The organism is Streptomyces pseudovenezuelae (assembly GCF_001513955.1).
Taxonomy (GTDB): Bacteria; Actinomycetota; Actinomycetes; order Streptomycetales; family Streptomycetaceae; genus Streptomyces; species Streptomyces pseudovenezuelae.
Map to the genome: position 1 here is coordinate 80,808 of NZ_KQ948144.1, position 17,067 is coordinate 97,874.

Below are 17,067 nucleotides of genomic sequence, written 5' to 3' on the forward strand. Positions count from 1 at the left end.
CTCACGGGCGGTAGTCGTGATCTTGCCCGTGTGGTGGAAATGTAAAGATCGCGCGGCGGGAATGTGCGCGCATGTCCTGTCTCGTCACGTCACTCAGAAGAAAACTGTCGTCGCACTTTGAACACCCGGCACCCCACGTCCGTACCCCTCGTCGAGCGACCGACTGGGGGAACCCCCGGACATCGGAGGTGGGCGTGCGCAAGGATTCCGTCGTGGCCAATGAACGTGGATCGAGGGCCCGACATCGCATGTCCCAGCCCTCGGAACCTGATGAGGAGCTGATGCGTGCCCTGTACAGAGAGCACGCCGGGCCTCTCCTTGCGTATGTCCTCCGGTTGGTTGCGGGTGACCGCCAAAGAGCCGAGGACGTGGTGCAGGAGACGCTCATCCGTGCCTGGAAGAACGCCGGACAGCTCAATCGAGCGACCGGATCGGTACGCCCCTGGCTGGTGACGGTCGCCCGGCGCATCGTCATCGACGGCCACCGCAGCCGGCAGGCCCGGCCGCAGGAGGTCGATCCGTCGCCGCTGGAGGTCATCCCCGCGGAGGACGAGATCGACAAGGCGCTGTGGTTGATGACGCTGTCGGACGCGTTGGACGACCTGACCCCCGCCCACCGGGAGGTACTGGTCGAGACGTACTTCAAGGGGCGTACCGTCAACGAGGCGGCCGAGACACTGGGCATCCCCAGCGGAACCGTCCGCTCGCGGGTCTTCTACGCCCTGCGGTCGATGAAGCTCGCACTGGAGGAGCGGGGGGTGACAGCGTGATGGGTGTTTACGGGGGTAACCAGGGATTCGGCACAGGTGGTTCGGGTATGTCTGGCTCCATGATGGGATCTCCGGTGCCGAACGAGCACGAGACCGTCGGCGCCTACGCCCTCGGGATCCTCGACGACGCCGAGGCGACCGCCTTCGAGGCCCATCTCGCGACCTGCGAATGGTGCGCGCAACAGCTCGACGAGCTCGCCGGCATGGAGCCGATGCTCGCCGCCCTCGCGGATCTGCCGGGCTCCGGCACCCCCGCGATCGGGGAGTCGCTGTCCGCCAAGCCCAGTCCGCGGATCGTGAACAAGCTCGTGGACGAGGTCGCCGAGCACCGTGCGCAGAAGCGGCGCCGCAGCTTCTACATGGTCGCGGCCGCGGCCGCGCTGATCATCGGCGGTCCGTTCGTGGCGATCGCGGCGAACGGCGGCGACTCGGACGGCGGGCCCAAGCAGGGGCAGGTCCTCGCGGCCACCCCGAAGGAACTCTTCGAGTCCATGAGCGACAAGGTGTCCGCGACCGACTCCTCCACCGGCGTCAGCGCGACCGTCGCCATGCAGGAGAAGGCCTGGGGCACCTCGCTCGGCCTGGAGCTCAAGGGCGTCAAGGGACCGCTCAAGTGCTCCCTGATCGCCGTCGGCACCAACGGCGAGCGCTGGACGGCCTCCACCTGGTCCGTCGGCAAGTGGGGCTACGGCATCCCGAACGGCAAGACCGCCGAGTCCAAGCAGCCCCTCTACATCGGCGGCGCGGTCGCCCCGGCCCAGAACGACATCGATCACTTCGAGGTCGTGGACTCCGACGGCAACAAGCTCGTCCAGGTCGCCGCGTAACTTCCCGCCGGGGCCCCCTTCGCGTACGGTTGACGGCTGCCCAGCACGTCAGAAGGGGGCCCGGTGGCCGCTCAGGCTCAACCATCTGCGGTCGGTTCGGTTCAGGACTCCGTCCGGGACCGTGAGATCAGCGTCGAACAGGAACATCTGGACCGGGTCTACCGGCGCCTGGAGGAGAAGATCCACGAGGCGGAGTTCCTGATGAACGACGCGGCCAAGCGTGGCCAGGTCGGCACGCCCGGCGCGCTCGCCGAACGGGACGCCCAGGTCTTCCGGGCCGGCGTCCACCTCAACCGGCTCAACAACGAGTTCGAGGACTTCCTCTTCGGCCGGATCGACCTGCTCCCCGGCAAGGACGGCAAGAAGGGCCCCGACGGCGCCTACACCGCCGTGGAGCCCGCCGAGGGCGCTGTCCGTGAGGACGCCACCGCCGACATCGCGGAGACCCTGCACATCGGCCGGATCGGGGTCCTGGACTCCGAGTACGCACCGCTCGTCATCGACTGGCGGGCCCCGGCCGCCGCGCCCTTCTACAGGTCCACTCCGGTGGATCCCGGGCGTGTCGTACGACGCCGGGTCATCCGCTCCAAGGGCCGCCGGGTCCTCGGAGTCGAGGACGACCTCATGCGCCCCGAGCTCAAGGCCTTCCTCGACGGCCACGAGCTGCCCGTCATCGGCGACGGCGCCCTGATGGCCGCGCTCGGCCAGGCCCGCAGCCACACCATGCGGGACATCGTCGCCTCCATCCAGGCCGAGCAGGACCTGGTCATCCGCGCCCCCGCCGCGTCCGTGACGTACGTGGAGGGCGGCCCCGGCACCGGCAAGACCGCCGTGGCCCTGCACCGCGCCGCGTACCTCCTCTACCAGGACCGCCGCCGCTACTCGGGCGGCATCCTCATCGTCTCGCCCACCCCCCTGCTGGTCGCCTACACCGAGGGCGTCCTGCCGTCCCTCGGTGAGGAGGGCCAGGTCGCCATCCGCGCGATCGGCTCCCTGGTCGACGGCGTCGAGGCCACCCTGTACGACTCCCCGGCGGTGGCCCGCGCCAAGGGCTCGTACCGGATGCTGAAGGTGCTGCGGAAGGCGGCACGGGGAGTGCTGGAGCTGGGCGCCGGTGCGGACGCCGGCCCGGGCGGTTCCGCGAGGGCGGGCGGCACCGGCGGGGCCCGCGGCCGGTCCGACTCCGGGCAGCTCTCCTTCGGGGACCTCGGTGCCGTCGACGGTGGTGCCGGTGACGGGAGCGGCGCCGCCACCGCCGTATCCCCGCAGCCCCCGTCCGGACCCCCCACCCGTCTGCGCGTCGTCGCCTTCGGGCGGCGGCTGGAGCTGGAGGCGGACGAGCTGGAACGTATCCGCCGCAACGCCCTCAGCGGCACCGCGCCGGTGAACCTGCTGCGGCCCCGGGCCCGCAAGCTCCTCCTGGACGCCCTGTGGGCGCGGTCCGGGGCGGGGGGCCGGCACACCGATCCGGAGCTGGCCGCCGAGCTGCGGTCCTCGTTCGACGAGGACATCACCTCCGAGGACAGCTTCATCGAGTTCCTCGACGCCTGGTGGCCCGAGCTCACCCCGAAGACCGTCCTCGCCGCCATGGCCGACGAGCGGCGCCTGGGGCGCTGGGCCCGCCGCATCCTCAACCCCGGCGAGGTCCGCCGGGTCGCCCGCTCGCTCAGGCGGGACGGCCTGACCGTGCACGACATCGCCATGCTCGACGAGCTCCAGGCCGTCCTCGGCGCCCCCGCCCGCCCGCGCAAGAGGCGCGAGCTGGACCCGCTCGACCAGCTCACCGGACTGGAGGAGCTGATGCCGGTCCGCGAGGAGTCGCAGCGCGAGCGGGCCGAGCGGCTCGCCCAGGAGCGTGTCGAGTACGCCCATGTCATCGTCGACGAGGCCCAGGACCTCACGCCCATGCAGTGGCGCATGGTCGGCCGCCGCGGCCGGCACGCCACCTGGACGGTCGTGGGAGACCCCGCCCAGTCCTCCTGGTCCGACCCCGACGAGGCCGCCGAGGCCCGCGACGAGGCCCTCGGCTCCCGGCCCCGCCGCCGCTTCGAGCTGACGGTGAACTACCGCAACCCCTCCGAGATCGCCGAGCTCGCGGCCAAGGTGCTGGCCCTCGCGATGCCCGGCTCCACGTCGCCCTCGGCGGTACGGTCCACCGGCGTCGAGCCACGCTTCACCGTCGTGCGCAAGTCGCTGGGGGAGACGGTCCGCGAGGAGGCGGCCCGGCTCCTCGGCCTCGTCGACGGCACCGTCGGTGTGGTGGTCGCCATGAACCGCCGGGAGGAGGCCGCCCGCTGGCTCACCGGACTCGGGGACCGGGTGGTCGCGCTCGGCAGCCTGGAGGCCAAGGGCCTGGAGTACGACGCCACGGTCGTCGTCTCCCCGGCCGAGATCGCCGACGAGTCGCCGGCCGGACTGCGGGTGCTCTACGTCGCCCTCACCCGGGCCACCCAGCAGCTCACGGTCGTCTCGGCGGACCGGGACCAGCCGGACGGGCAGGGCGTGCCGGATCTGCTGAGAGATTGAACTCTCCGCACGGGAATGGTCTTTCGGGATCCGTTTGTTAGCCTGGACGAGACACCGGCCCGATCCAAGCCCCCGGGCCCAACCTTCGTCGCTACGAGCGACCACTTGCCGCGAGGCGAGCATGGCGGGTCGGTGTCATTGACCTGGTGAGAGGCCCACGTCCATGTGACGTGGGCCTCTTTCGCGTGAATGTCCCCGTGAACACAAAGTCCGCAATCCGGAGCGGCTAACGCCTACTCATCAGTAGGTGCGACCATCGGACGGCATCAACGTCAGGTGAAAGCAGAGGAAGTCGGCCATGGCAACGGCGCCCAGCGTCTCCTACTCGATTACGGTCCGGCTGGAGGTGCCCGCGAGCGGAACCGCGGTCTCCCAGATCACCACGGCCGTAGAGTCCCACGGAGGCTCGGTGACCGGCCTCGACGTGACCGCGTCCGGCCACGAGAAGCTCCGCATCGACGTCACCATCGCCGCGTCCTCCACCGCGCACGCCGACGAGATCGTCCAGCAGCTGCGCGGCATCGAGGGCGTCACGCTCGGCAAGGTGTCCGACCGTACGTTCCTGATGCACCTCGGCGGCAAGATCGAGATGGCGTCGAAGCACCCCATCCGCAACCGTGACGACCTCTCGATGATCTACACGCCGGGCGTGGCCCGGGTGTGCATGGCGATCGCCGAGAACCCCGAGGACGCGCGCCGCCTCACCATCAAGCGCAACTCCGTTGCGGTCGTGACGGACGGCTCGGCCGTGCTGGGCCTGGGCAACATCGGACCCAAGGCCGCCCTGCCGGTCATGGAGGGCAAGGCGGCCCTCTTCAAGCGGTTCGCCGGCATCGACGCCTGGCCGCTGTGCCTGGACACCCAGGACACCGACGCGATCGTCGAGATCGTCAAGGCGATCGCCCCCGGGTTCGCCGGCATCAACCTCGAGGACATCTCCGCGCCCCGCTGCTTCGAGATCGAGGCCCGGCTGCGTGAGGCCCTCGACATCCCCGTCTTCCACGACGACCAGCACGGCACCGCGATCGTCGTCCTCGCCGCCCTGACGAACGCCCTGCGCGTCGCCGGCAAGGCGATCGAGAACATCCGGGTCGTCATGTCCGGTGCCGGCGCGGCCGGTACGGCCATCCTCAAGCTGCTGATCGCCGCGGGCGTCAAGAACGCCGTCGTCGCCGACATCCACGGTGTCGTGCACGCAGGCCGCGAGGACCTCGTCGACGCCGCCCCGGGCTCGGCGCTGCGCTGGATCGCCGACAACACCAACCCCGAGAACCTGACCGGGACCCTGAAGGAGGCCGTTCGCGGTGCCGACGTCTTCATCGGCGTCTCGGCCCCGAACGTCCTGGACGGCACCGACGTGGCCGCCATGGCCGAGGGTGCGATCGTGTTCGCGCTCGCGAATCCCGACCCCGAGGTCGACCCGGCGGTCGCCCGCCAGACGGCGGCCGTCGTGGCCACCGGTCGGTCCGACTTCCCGAACCAGATCAACAACGTGCTGGTCTTCCCGGGCGTCTTCCGCGGTCTGCTGGACGCCCAGTCCCGCACGGTCAACACGGAGATGATGCTCGCGGCCGCGAAGGCCCTCGCGGACGTCGTCACCGAGGACGAGCTGAACCCGAACTACATCATTCCGAGCGTCTTCAACGACAAGGTCGCGGGCGCGGTGGCGGGTGCGGTGCGGGACGCGGCGAAGGCGGCGGGCGCGACGGCGTAGGGCCCGCTTCCGGGGCTCCGGGCCCCGCGTCTACAGTGGGCGTCGTATGTTTGTTCGGCTGTGAGGATTGCCACGGCGGTCCTCCGGCCCGGCGCGTCGTGGAACCGGGCGCTTCCGGGCACCCTCTAGGGTGGCGCCACGCCCAGGCCTCTGTTCGTGTGACCCCCTAGGGTGTTCTCACGAGTCCTGCGGGTGCCGGATTGGCTTTCCCGCAGCAGGTAGGGGCAGGATGCGTCCCTGGGCGCGAGCGCATCGGCTTCGCTGTGCCTCGTGTGCGGCCCCGCCGCGTGGCACACCCCAACGGCAAGAAGAACACGGGAGTAACAACATGAACCGCAGTGAGCTGGTGGCCGCGCTGGCCGACCGCGCCGAGGTGACCCGCAAGGACGCCGACGCCGTTCTGGCCGCGTTCGCCGAGACCGTCGGCGAGATCGTCGCCAAGGGCGACGAGAAGGTCACCATCCCCGGCTTCCTGACCTTCGAGCGCACGCACCGTGCCGCTCGCACCGCGCGCAACCCGCAGACCGGTGACCCGATCCAGATCCCGGCCGGCTACAGCGTCAAGGTTTCGGCGGGCAGCAAGCTCAAGGAAGCCGCCAAGGGCAAGTAGGTCCGACGGTGCGTCTCGGGACGACGTACACGTCTCAGTAACGTCAATGGGGCGGCCACCCGGAACCGGGTGGCCGCCCCATCGTCGTACGCGGGAATCGGTCAGCCGAGGGCCTTGCCCGGCAGCTCAACCTTCGCGCCCAGCTCGACGAGCTTCTCCATGAAGTTCTCGTAGCCGCGGTTGATGAGGTCGATCCCGTGGACCCGGGACGTCCCCTGGGCCGCCAGCGCGGCGATCAGGTACGAGAAGCCGCCGCGCAGGTCGGGGATGACCAGGTCGGCGCCCTGGAGCTTGGTGGGTCCCGAGACGACCGCCGAGTGCAGGAAGTTGCGCTGGCCGAAGCGGCAGTTGGAACCGCCCAGGCACTCGCGGTAGAGCTGGATGTGAGCACCCATCTGGTTCAACGCGGAGGTGAAACCGAGGCGGGACTCGTAGACCGTCTCGTGGATGATCGACAGACCGGTGGCCTGGGTGAGGGCGACCACCAGCGGCTGCTGCCAGTCCGTCTGGAAGCCCGGGTGCACGTCCGTTTCGAGCGCGATGGACTTCAACTGGCCGCCGGGGTGCCAGAACCGGATGCCCTCGTCGTCGATCTCGAAGGCACCGCCCACCTTCCGGTAGGTGTTCAGGAACGTCATCATCGAGCGCTGCTGGGCGCCGCGGACGTAGATGTCGCCCTCGGTCGCCAGCGCGGCGGACGCCCAGGAGGCGGCCTCCAGACGGTCCGGCAGGGCGCGGTGGTTGTAGCCGCTGAGCCGGTCCACCCCCGTGACGCGGATGGTCCGGTCGGTGTCCATCGCGATGATGGCGCCCATCTTCTGCAGCACGCAGATGAGGTCCTCGATCTCCGGCTCCACCGCGGCGTTCGAGAGCTCGGTGACGCCCTCCGCGAGAACGGCCGTCAGCAGCACCTGCTCGGTCGCGCCGACGGACGGGTAGGGCAGCGTGATCTTCGTGCCGCGAAGCCGCCGCGGCGCCTCCAGGAACTGCCCGTCGGCGCGCTTCTCGATGGTCGCGCCGAACTGCCGCAGCACCTCGAAGTGGAAGTCGATGGGCCGGCCGCCGATGTCGCAGCCGCCGAGACCGGGGATGAAGGCGTGTCCGAGGCGGTGCAGCAGGGGACCGCACAGGAGGATCGGGATCCGGGAGGAACCCGCGTGGGCATCGATGTCAGCGACGTTGGCGCTCTCGACATGCGTCGGGTCCATCACCAGCTCGCCCGGTTCCTCACCCGGACGGACCGTCACCCCGTGCAGTTGCAGCAGCCCGCGTACGACGCGCACGTCACGGATGTCCGGAACATTGCGCAGTCGACTCGGCTCGCTGCCCAGCAGGGCGGCGACCATGGCCTTCGGTACGAGGTTCTTCGCACCGCGGACACGGATCTCGCCCTCCAGCGGGGTTCCGCCGTGGACAAGCAGTACGTCGTCAGAGCCGTTGACGGTCATGTATCTCGCGTTCCGATGAGTCGGGCAGGGGCCGGAAGGGACAAGGGTAATCGCCGCCCACCCCCCTTCAGTAAGCCCAAGTGCCGCTCAGTCACGTCATAGCTGTGTCACAACACGTGCCGTCCCCTGTCGGGCACATGGGGTCACCGGCGCCGGGCGTGCGCGTGGGGCGCATCGGTGCGCTCTGAGCTGCATCCACTGCCGTAGCGGCATTGCCTCCCCACGCGGAGGGAAGATGCGGGATCATGTCTGGCATGACCGAGGTGTCCTCGCTCACAGGGCGGTTGCTCGTGGCAACACCCGCCCTGGCGGACCCGAACTTCGACCGAGCGGTGGTGCTCCTTCTCGACCACGACGAGGAGGGCTCCCTCGGCGTCGTCCTCAACCGGCCCACCCCGGTGGACGTCGGCGACATCCTGGAGGGCTGGGCCGAGCTCGCGGGCGAACCCGGCGTCGTCTTCCAGGGCGGCCCGGTCTCCCTGGACTCGGCGCTGGGGGTCGCCGTCATCCCCGGCGGCGGGGCCGTCGACGGGACCCCGCTGGGCTGGCGCCGAGTGCACGGCGCGATCGGACTGGTCGATCTGGAGGCCCCTCCGGAGCTGCTCGCCTCGGCCCTCGGCAGCCTGCGCATCTTCGCCGGTTACGCCGGCTGGGGCCCCGGCCAGCTGGAGGACGAACTGGTGGAGGGCGCCTGGTACGTCGTCGAGTCGGAACCCGGTGACGTGTCCTCCCCGTCCCCGGAGAGACTGTGGCGCGAGGTCCTGCGCCGCCAGCGCAACGAGCTCGCGATGGTGGCCACGTATCCGGACGACCCTTCGCTGAACTGATCCATGTGAGCTTCAGTACCCTTGGCCGTATGAGCACTCTCGAGCCCGAGCGCGGGACTGGTACGGGGACCCTCGTCGAGCCCACGCCGCAGACTTCCCACGGCGACGGCGACCACGAGCGCTTCGCCCATTACGTCCAGAAGGACAAGATCATGGCGAGCGCCCTCGACGGCACGCCCGTCGTGGCGCTGTGCGGCAAGGTGTGGGTGCCCGGCCGCGATCCCAAGAAGTACCCCGTGTGTCCCATGTGCAAGGAGATCTACGAGTCCATGGGTTCCGGGGACGACGACAAGGACGGCGACAAGTAGCCGTTCGCCAGGCCCCCGGGACGCGTTCCGCGTGCCCCGGGGGCTTTCGCGTGCTCGGGTCACGAAGTGGTCGAGACCTCTTGTGGACGTGTTCCTGCACGCCTTAGCCTCCGTTGCGTTGTGCACAGCGAAACGGTGATTGCGCATAGTGCAACGCACTAACGGAGGGCCCTCCATGAAGCTGTCCGCCCGACTCCTCACCCCGGCGTCCACGCCCTCTACTGCCGGACCGTTCGGCTCCGCCGGGTGGCCCCGGTGACCCAGCGCGCCGCCCGGACCCCCTGGCTCTGTCTCGTCCCCGCCCTGACGCTCGTGCCCTCGCCGGATTCCTTCCGGCGCGTGTTCGGGCAGCGGGATTTCGGTCGGTATTTCGTCAACGGCCTTGTCGTCGCGTGCAGTGTCGTGATCGTCTCGGCGCTGATCGCGTTTCTCACCGCGACCGCCGTGACACGATTCCGCTTCCGCTTCCGGACCCTCACCGTCCTCTTGTTCCTGCGGCTGCGGGACTTCGCTCTGCTGAACCCGCGGGGCTCGCTGATCCTGCCCCGCATCGCGTTCTCGCCGCCCTTCGCGATCTGGATGCCGAAGGGGTTCGGGAAGGCCGTACCGGAGGCTTTGGAGGAGGCCGCGTACATCGACGGCGCGAGCCGTGCGTGATTCCTGTGGCAGATTCTTCATCTCGGCCCGGAACGATTTCCTCTTCGCCAAGTCGTTCATCATCAGCGACACTTCGCGGTCCACTCCGCCCATGGCCCCGCCGGTCCTCCTCACGCCGGACGAGCCGGACCGGGGCGGGGTCATGGCGGCGTCGACGGTGACGACGATCGCGGTGCTGGTGTTCTTCGTACTCGTACAGCGACGCCTGGTCTCGGCACCGGGCGGAGCGGTTAAGGACTGACGTGACTTCGCTGGCAGAACTGATTCCCGCGCCGCGCTCCGTCGAGGGGCCCACGGCGGGCGGCTTCGTCTTCGGACCGGAGACCGCCCTGTGGGGCGCCCCCGGTACCGGGACCACACAGCGGTGGCTGCGCTCCACCCTCGGCACGGCCCTCGGCCTGCCGCTGCCGCCGGGGCGGGAGGGCGGCCAGGACACGCTCACGCTGCGCCTCGACGACACCCTGGACCCGGAGGGCTACCGGCTCCAGGTCACCGCAGAGGGGGGCGTCGAGATCACGGGCGGCGGCCCGGCAGGCGTGTTCTGGGGCGCCCAGTCGCTGCGCCAGCTCCTCGGCCCCGACGCCTTCCGGCGCGCGCCCGTGGCCCCCGGCCGGCAGTACGGCGTCCGGCATCAGAGCGTCGAGGACGCCCCGCGCTTCCGCTGGCGCGGCCTCATGCTCGACGTGGCCCGGCACTTCATGCCCAAGGACGGAGTCCTGCGTTACCTCGATCTCATGGCCGCGCACAAACTCAACGTCTTCCACTTCCACCTGACGGACGACCAGGGCTGGCGGATCGAGATCAAGCGATACCCCCGGCTCACCGAGGTGGGCTCATGGCGGGCGCGTACCAAATTCGGCCACCGGGCCTCGCCGCTGTGGGAGGAGAAGCCGCACGGTGGCTTCTACACCCAGGACGACATCCGGGAGATCGTCGCCTACGCCGCCGAGCGGCATATCACCGTCGTCCCCGAAATCGACGTGCCCGGACACTCTCAGGCCGCCATCGCCGCGTACCCGGAACTCGGCAACACCGACGTCATCGACACGACCTCCCTCACGGTCTGGGACAACTGGGGCGTCTCCCTGAACGTACTCGCCCCCACTGACAACACCCTGCGCTTCTACGAGGGCGTGTTCGAGGAACTGCTGGACCTGTTCCCCTCCGAGTTCGTGCACATCGGCGGCGACGAATGCGCCAAGGAACAGTGGCGCGAGTCGCCCCTTGTCCAGAGCCGTATCGAGGAGCTCGGTCTCGCCGACGAGGACGAGCTCCAGTCCTGGTTCATCGGCCACTTCGACAAGTGGCTGACCGCGCGCGGACGCAGACTCATCGGCTGGGACGAGATCCTGGAGGGCGGTCTCGCCGACGGCGCGGCCGTCTCCTCGTGGCGCGGCTACCAGGGCGGGATCGCCGCCGCACGCTCCGGCCACGACGTCGTCATGTGCCCCGAGCAGTATGTGTACCTGGACCACCGTCAGGACGCCGGCGCGGACGAGCCGGCGCCGATCGGGTACGTCCGCACCCTGGAGGACGTGTACCGCTTCGAGCCCGTTCCGCCCCAGCTGACTTCGGAGGAGGCCGGGCATGTCCTCGGCACCCAGGCCAACCTGTGGACCGAGGTGATGGAGGATCACGCGCGTGTGGACTACCAGGCGTTCCCTCGGCTCGTGGCCTTCGCCGAGGTGGCCTGGAGTGCTCTGCCCGCCCCCGCGGAACGGGACTTCGCCGACTTCGAGCGGCGGATGACCGCGCACTACGAACGACTCGACGCCCTGGGCGTCGGCTACCGGCCGCGCACGGGACCGCTGCCGTGGCAGAAACGGCCCGGTGTGCTCGGCCGGTCCATCGAGGGGACGCCCCCGAACAGGTAGGGGAAAAAGACCTCAAGTGTCACCGAAGAGTGTCAATCGTCATGTGCGGGTTATCCCGGATGAAAACGGACCATCTCCCTGGTGGGGTGGGCGAATGCCGCCGAACGCCTCCTAGCGGACCCCTGTCTTCGGGTGTTGCGAAGATGTGCCAGAGTTGCCACGTCCGCCCTGTCAGCACGTACCGTACGGCAGCAACAGGCAGGGCCAGGTGGGGCAGCGGGAAGGGGCAGCCGGTTTGACCACGCACACACCGCAGGCGGCGCAGGCCGTCACGCTGCCCACGACACTGGACGAGGCCGTGGCGGCCCTCACCGCCATGCCCGCCGCCGTGCCCGTCGCCGGCGGCACCGACCTCATGGCCGCCGTCAACTCCGGGCAGCTCAGGCCCGCCGCCCTCGTCGGTCTCGGCCGGATCAGCGAGATCCGCGGCTGGCAGTACCAGGACGGGCACGCCCTGCTCGGCGCCGGGCTCACCCACGCGCGGATGGGCCGCCCCGACTTCGCCGCCCTCATCCCCGCGCTCGCCGCCGCCGCCCGCGCCGCGGGCCCACCGCAGATCCGCAACGCGGGCACCCTGGGCGGCAATATCGCCTCGGCGGCCCCCACGGGCGACGCGCTGCCCGTCCTCGCCGCCCTCGAAGCCACGCTGATCATCGCGGGCCCGGACGGAGCCCGCCGCGAGATGCCCGTCTCGCACCTGCTGGCCGGCATGGAGATGCTGCGCGCCGGCGAACTCATCGGCTTCGTGCGCGTGCCGCTGCTGCACGCCCCGCAGGTCTTCCTCAAGGTCACAGGGCGTACCGGCCCGGGCCGCGCGATGGCCTCCGTCGCGCTGGTCCTCGACCCGGCCCGGCGCGGGGTCAGGTGCGCCGTCGGTGCCATAGCGCCGATGCCGCTGCGCCCCCTGGACGCCGAGCAGTGGGTCGCCCGGCTCATCGACTGGGACAACAACCGCGCGATCGTCCCGGAGGCCCTGGAGGCCTTCGGCGAGTACGTCGCCGCGGCCTGCATCCCCGACCCGGCACCGGCCCCGGACGGCTCGGTGCCGCAGCATCCGCCCGCAGTACTGCACCTGCGGCGCACCGTCGCCGCGCTGGCCCGACGAGCACTGGGGAGGGCACTTTCGTGACCGACGACCAGCACGGAGAGGGCACGCCCCGGGCCGCCGGCCGCTGGGACCCGTTGCCCCACGGCGACTACGACGACGGCGCGACCGCCTTCGTGAAGCTCCCGGAAGGGGGCATCGACGCCCTCCTGGCCTCCGCCGACAGCCCGCTGGCCGCGCCTGGGCACGGGTATGTGCCGCCGCAGATAACGGCCGCGCCGGGGGACGGGACCGACCCGGCGGGCACGGGCGGCTGGGCCGTACCCGCCGAGGGCGCGCAGTGGCCCGACCCGAGCACCCTGCCCCAGGGGCAGACCGGGCAGTTCACGTACAACCCCGCGACCACCCAGCAGTGGCACGTCGAGGACCCCGCGGCCGCGCCCGCGCCGGGCCACGACGTCACCGGCCAGTGGTCGATCCCGGTCGCCGGCGGCGAGCTCCCGGACGAATCGGGCGAGTTCACCACGTCGTCCCTGGTCGAGCAGTGGGGCGGCACTCCTCCGGCGACCCTGCCGGGCGGTGCGTCCGCGCCCTGGGCGTCACAGCCGGCGCAGCCGTGGGGGGACCAGCCCCAGGGCGGCCCGGGAGCGGGACCCGAGCACGGGGGACCGGCCGGGGAACAGCACCCCCACCTGCCGCACGGTGACGGACACTCCGGCGGCTTCGACGACGGTCACGGCGGTCGGATCGGCGACGGTCACGGCGGTCCGGTCGGCGACGGTCACGGCGGTCCGGTGGGCGACGGCGGTCCGGTCGGCGACCACCACGCGCACGTGCCCGGTGACGAGGCACCGGGCGGCGAGGCCGACGCCCCGCACGGTGGCCCGGCCGGTGACGCGCACCTGCCGTCCGCCGCGCACCTCGGAAACCACGCGGTCGCCGACGCCCCGCCCGAGCCGGACGAGGCGAGCCCCGAGGCGGCCCAGGACGCCGCCCAGCCGCACACCGACACCCATGGCCACGGCATCCGGCTTGCGCAGCCGCACACCGACACCGACGGCCACGGCACCGCTCTCGCCGGACCGCACGGCACAGCCCAGCCCCTCGACCCCGCCGAGCCCTACGGGGACGACCCCTCCGCTGCCGCCTCACAGCCCTCACACGGCCCGGGTGAGGAGCGACCGACCGTCGGGACCCCCGAGGGCTCCGAAGAGGCCGTGGAAGCCGCTGACGGCCCCGCCGAGCCCGGTGCCGAGCACACCCCGGCCGCGGGCGACGACGAACCGGCGCCGGAAGCCGCCGAGGAGCACGCGGGCGACCCCGACGAGAACCAGGACGAGCCGGCCCCCGCGTTCCCCGGTGAGGAACACCCCCTCGCCTCCTACGTCCTGCGCGTCAACGGCGTCGACCGCCCCGTCACCGACGCCTGGATCGGCGAGTCGCTGCTCTACGTGCTGCGCGAGCGGCTCGGACTCGCCGGCGCCAAGGACGGCTGCTCGCAGGGCGAATGCGGGGCGTGCAACGTCCAGGTCGACGGACGGCTCGTCGCCTCCTGCCTGGTGCCCGCCGTGACCGCCGCCGGCAGCGAGGTCCGTACCGTCGAGGGCCTCGCCGAGGACGGCCGGCCCTCCGACGTGCAGCGGGCGCTCGCCCGGTGCGGCGCCGTGCAGTGCGGCTTCTGCGTGCCCGGCATGGCGATGACCGTGCACGACCTCCTGGAGGGCAACCCCGCGCCCACCGAGCTGGAGACCCGCCAGGCGCTGTGCGGCAACCTCTGCCGCTGCTCCGGCTACCGGGGCGTCGTCGACGCCGTCAAGGAGGTCGTCGCCGAGCGCGAGGCCCACGCGACGGGCGACGGTGAGACGGACGGCGACGAAGCACGTATTCCGCACCAGGCGGGCCCCGGAGGCGGCAGCGTCCACCCGTCGGCGTTCGACTCGCCGGGGTTCCCGAACGCCTCCGGATCACATGACCAGGCGTACGGACAGGGACAGGACGGAGGCCAGGCGTGAGCAACGAAGCCGCCACCGCGACCACCGCCGCGGAGGCAGCACCCGCCCCCGAGCCGATTCCGCACGGCATCGGCGTCTCCCTGCCGGCCGCCGACGCGCGCGCGAAGACCGAGGGCACCTTCCCCTACGCGGCCGACCTGTGGGCCGAGGGCCTGCTGTGGGCGGCCGTGCTGCGCTCCCCGCACGCGCACGCGCGCATCGTGTCGATCGACACCTCGCACGCGCGTGAGATGCCCGGAGTCCGCGCGGTCGTCACCCACGAGGACGTGCCCGGCAGCCCGGTCCACGGCCGCGGCCGTGCCGATCGCCCGGTGTTCGCCTCCGAGGTCGTCCGCCACCACGGCGAGCCCATCGCGGCCGTCGCCGCCGACCACCCCGACACCGCGCGCATGGCCGCGGCCGCCGTCATCGTCGAATACGAGGTCCTCGACCCGGTCACCGACCCGGAGCAGGCCTTCGAGGCGGAGCCGCTGCACCCCGACGGCAACCTGGTCCGGCACATCCCGCTCCAGCACGGCGACCCCTCCGCGACCGGCGAGATCGTCGTCGAGGGCCAGTACCGCATCGGCCGCCAGGACCCCGCCCCCATCGGGGCCGAGGCAGGACTCGCCGTGCCCCGCCCGGACGGCGGCGTCGAGCTCTACCTCGCCTCCACCGACCCGCACAGCGACCGCGACACGGCCGCCGCCTGCTACGGCCTGGAGCCCGAGCGCGTCAAGGTCGTCGTCACCGGCGTGCCCGGCGCCACCGCCGACCGCGAGGACCAGGGCTTCCAGCTCCCGCTCGGCCTGCTCGCGCTCAAGACCGGCTGCCCGGTCAAACTGACGGCCACCCGCGAGGAGTCCTTCCTCGGCCACGTCCACCGTCACCCCACGCTGCTGAGATACCGCCACCACGCCGACGCCGAGGGCAAGCTGGTGAAGGTCGAGGCGCAGATCCTGCTCGACTCGGGCGCCTACGCCGACACCTCCTCGGAGGCCCTGGCCGCCGCCGTGGGCTTCGCCTGCGGACCGTACGTCGTCCCGAACGCCTTCATCGAGGGCTGGGCCGTGCGCACCAACAACCCGCCCTCCGGCCACGTCCGCGGCGAGGGCGCGATGCAGGTGTGCGCCGCCTACGAGGCGCAGATGGACAAGCTGGCCAAGAAGCTGGGCGTCGACCCGGCCGAACTGCGCCTGCGCAACGCCCTCGCCACCGGTGACGTGCTCCCGACCGGCCAGACCGTGACCTGCCCGGCCCCGGTCGCCGAACTGCTCCAGGCGGTACGGGACTTCCCGCTGCCCGCGCTGCCCAAGGACACCCCCGAGGACGAGTGGCTGCTGCCCGGCGGCCCCGAGGGCGCCGGCGAACCGGGCGCGATCCGCAGGGGCGTCGGCTACGGCCTCGGCATGGTGCACATGCTGGGCGCCGAGGGCGCGGACGAGGTCTCCACGGCGACCGTCCGCGTCCAGGACGGCGTCGCCACGGTGCTCTGCGCGGCCGTCGAGACCGGCCAGGGCTTCACCACCCTGGCCCGCCAGATCGTCCAGGAGACGCTCGGCATCGACGAGGTCCACGTGGCGCCCGTCGACACCGACCAGCCCCCCGCGGGTCCCGGCTGCCGCGGCCGCCACACCTGGGTCTCGGGCGGCGCGGTGGAACGCGCGGCCAAGATGGTCCGCACCCAGCTCCTCCAGCCCCTGGCGCACAAGTTCGGCATGTCCACCGAACTGCTCCAGATCACCGACGGCAAGATCACCTCGTACGACGGAGTCCTCTCGACGACCGTCACCGAGGCCATGGACGGCAAGGAACTGTGGGCCACCGCCCAGTGCCGCCCGCACCCCACGGAACCCCTCAACGAGATCGGCCAGGGCGACGCCTTCGTCGGCATGGCCTTCTGCGCGATCCGCGCGGTGGTCGACGTCGACATCGAACTCGGCTCGGTGCGCGTGGTCGAGCTGGCGCTCGCCCAGGACGTGGGCCGGATCCTCAACCCGGCCCAGCTGGAGGCCCGTATCGAAGCGGGCGTCACACAGGGCGTCGGCATAGCGCTGACGGAGAACCTGCGCAGCGCGCGCGGGCTGATCCGCCACCCCGACCTCACGGGGTACGCGCTGCCGACGGCCCTGGACGCGCCGGAGATCCGGATCGTCAAGCTCGTCGAGGAGCGAGACGTGGTCGCCCCGTTCGGCGCGAAGGCGGCCAGCGCGGTGCCGGTGGTCACCTCACCCGCGGCCGTCGCCTCCGCCGTGCGCGCGGCCACGGGCCGTCCGGTGAACCGGCTCCCGATCCGCCCGCAGGCCGCGGTGGTGACGGACCGATGAGCACGCCGGGGCAGGAGCCCCGCGAGTACGAACCGCCGCCCGGTCTCGGCAAGTTGGCCCTGTGGATCCTGCTGTTCGTGGTGGCGGCCGTCGTGGTCGTGGTGGGCGGCGTCTACTTCGCGTGACCGAAGTGCCTTCGGCCG

At 71.5% G+C, this 17,067-nt stretch carries 13 protein-coding genes and 1 pseudogene; 13 read left to right on the plus strand and 1 reads right to left on the minus strand.

Annotated features, from left to right (window positions below):
* Positions 1-248 precede the first annotated feature (248 nt).
* The 5 genes from AQI94_RS00300 (at position 249) to AQI94_RS00320 (ending at position 6,447) form a co-directional block, all read left to right on the plus strand.
* A complete protein-coding gene (locus tag AQI94_RS00300) occupies positions 249-770 on the plus strand; it encodes a sigma-70 family RNA polymerase sigma factor (protein ID WP_010039908.1) in 522 nt (173 codons plus the stop codon).
* A 59-nt stretch (positions 771-829) separates the two neighbouring features.
* The gene (locus AQI94_RS00305; RefSeq protein WP_158806224.1) at positions 830-1,597 is read left to right on the plus strand and encodes an anti-sigma factor family protein; all 768 of its coding nucleotides are present in this window, start codon (positions 830-832) and stop codon (positions 1,595-1,597) included.
* A gap of 63 nt (positions 1,598-1,660) precedes the next feature.
* Positions 1,661-4,123, plus strand: coding sequence for a HelD family protein (locus AQI94_RS00310; RefSeq protein ID WP_062229519.1), 2,463 nt, complete (start codon positions 1,661-1,663; stop codon positions 4,121-4,123).
* 298 nt (positions 4,124-4,421) lie between these two features.
* Positions 4,422-5,837: an NAD-dependent malic enzyme gene (locus tag AQI94_RS00315; RefSeq protein ID WP_031049778.1), complete on the plus strand. Its 1,416-nt coding sequence runs from the start codon at positions 4,422-4,424 to the stop codon at positions 5,835-5,837.
* A 328-nt stretch (positions 5,838-6,165) separates the two neighbouring features.
* A complete protein-coding gene (locus AQI94_RS00320) occupies positions 6,166-6,447 on the plus strand; it encodes an HU family DNA-binding protein (protein ID WP_007382399.1) in 282 nt (93 codons plus the stop codon).
* Between the two features lie 101 nt (positions 6,448-6,548).
* Here the strand turns inward: AQI94_RS00320 and murA are convergent, their stop codons facing one another.
* Positions 6,549-7,895, minus strand: a complete 1,347-nt coding sequence (murA, locus tag AQI94_RS00325; protein ID WP_031049776.1) for a UDP-N-acetylglucosamine 1-carboxyvinyltransferase — start codon at positions 7,893-7,895, stop codon at positions 6,549-6,551.
* Between the two features lie 254 nt (positions 7,896-8,149).
* On the opposite strand from murA, the gene AQI94_RS00330 reads away from it, so the two are divergent.
* The 8 genes and pseudogenes from AQI94_RS00330 (at position 8,150) to AQI94_RS46185 (ending at position 17,049) form a co-directional block, all read left to right on the plus strand.
* Positions 8,150-8,722 (plus strand): YqgE/AlgH family protein, encoded by a 573-nt coding sequence (locus AQI94_RS00330; RefSeq protein ID WP_031049772.1) that lies wholly within the window; start codon positions 8,150-8,152, stop codon positions 8,720-8,722.
* 29 nt (positions 8,723-8,751) lie between these two features.
* Positions 8,752-9,030 carry a DUF3039 domain-containing protein gene (locus tag AQI94_RS00335; RefSeq protein ID WP_020121221.1) on the plus strand — a complete coding sequence of 93 codons (279 nt, stop codon included), beginning with the start codon at positions 8,752-8,754 and terminating at the stop codon, positions 9,028-9,030.
* A 216-nt stretch (positions 9,031-9,246) separates the two neighbouring features.
* Positions 9,247-9,928, plus strand: a pseudogene (locus AQI94_RS42395) (carbohydrate ABC transporter permease); the annotation flags it as partial.
* 1 nt (position 9,929) lies between these two features.
* Positions 9,930-11,561: a beta-N-acetylhexosaminidase gene (locus AQI94_RS00350; protein WP_031049768.1), complete on the plus strand. Its 1,632-nt coding sequence runs from the start codon at positions 9,930-9,932 to the stop codon at positions 11,559-11,561.
* A 235-nt stretch (positions 11,562-11,796) separates the two neighbouring features.
* On the plus strand, positions 11,797-12,690 hold the full coding sequence (locus AQI94_RS00355; protein WP_062229520.1) for an FAD binding domain-containing protein: 894 nt from the start codon (positions 11,797-11,799) through the stop codon (positions 12,688-12,690).
* Positions 12,687-14,618, plus strand: a complete 1,932-nt coding sequence (locus AQI94_RS00360) for a 2Fe-2S iron-sulfur cluster-binding protein (RefSeq protein ID WP_031041641.1) — start codon at positions 12,687-12,689, stop codon at positions 14,616-14,618. Before AQI94_RS00355 ends, AQI94_RS00360 begins: the two co-directional genes overlap by 4 nt.
* Positions 14,615-16,924, plus strand: a complete 2,310-nt coding sequence (locus AQI94_RS00365; RefSeq protein WP_031041639.1) for a xanthine dehydrogenase family protein molybdopterin-binding subunit — start codon at positions 14,615-14,617, stop codon at positions 16,922-16,924. The genes AQI94_RS00360 and AQI94_RS00365 overlap by 4 nt, the downstream gene beginning before the upstream one ends.
* Complete coding sequence (locus AQI94_RS46185; RefSeq protein WP_263973288.1) at positions 16,921-17,049, plus strand: hypothetical protein; 129 nt, start codon at positions 16,921-16,923, stop codon at positions 17,047-17,049. The genes AQI94_RS00365 and AQI94_RS46185 overlap by 4 nt, the downstream gene beginning before the upstream one ends.
* Positions 17,050-17,067 lie beyond the last annotated feature (18 nt).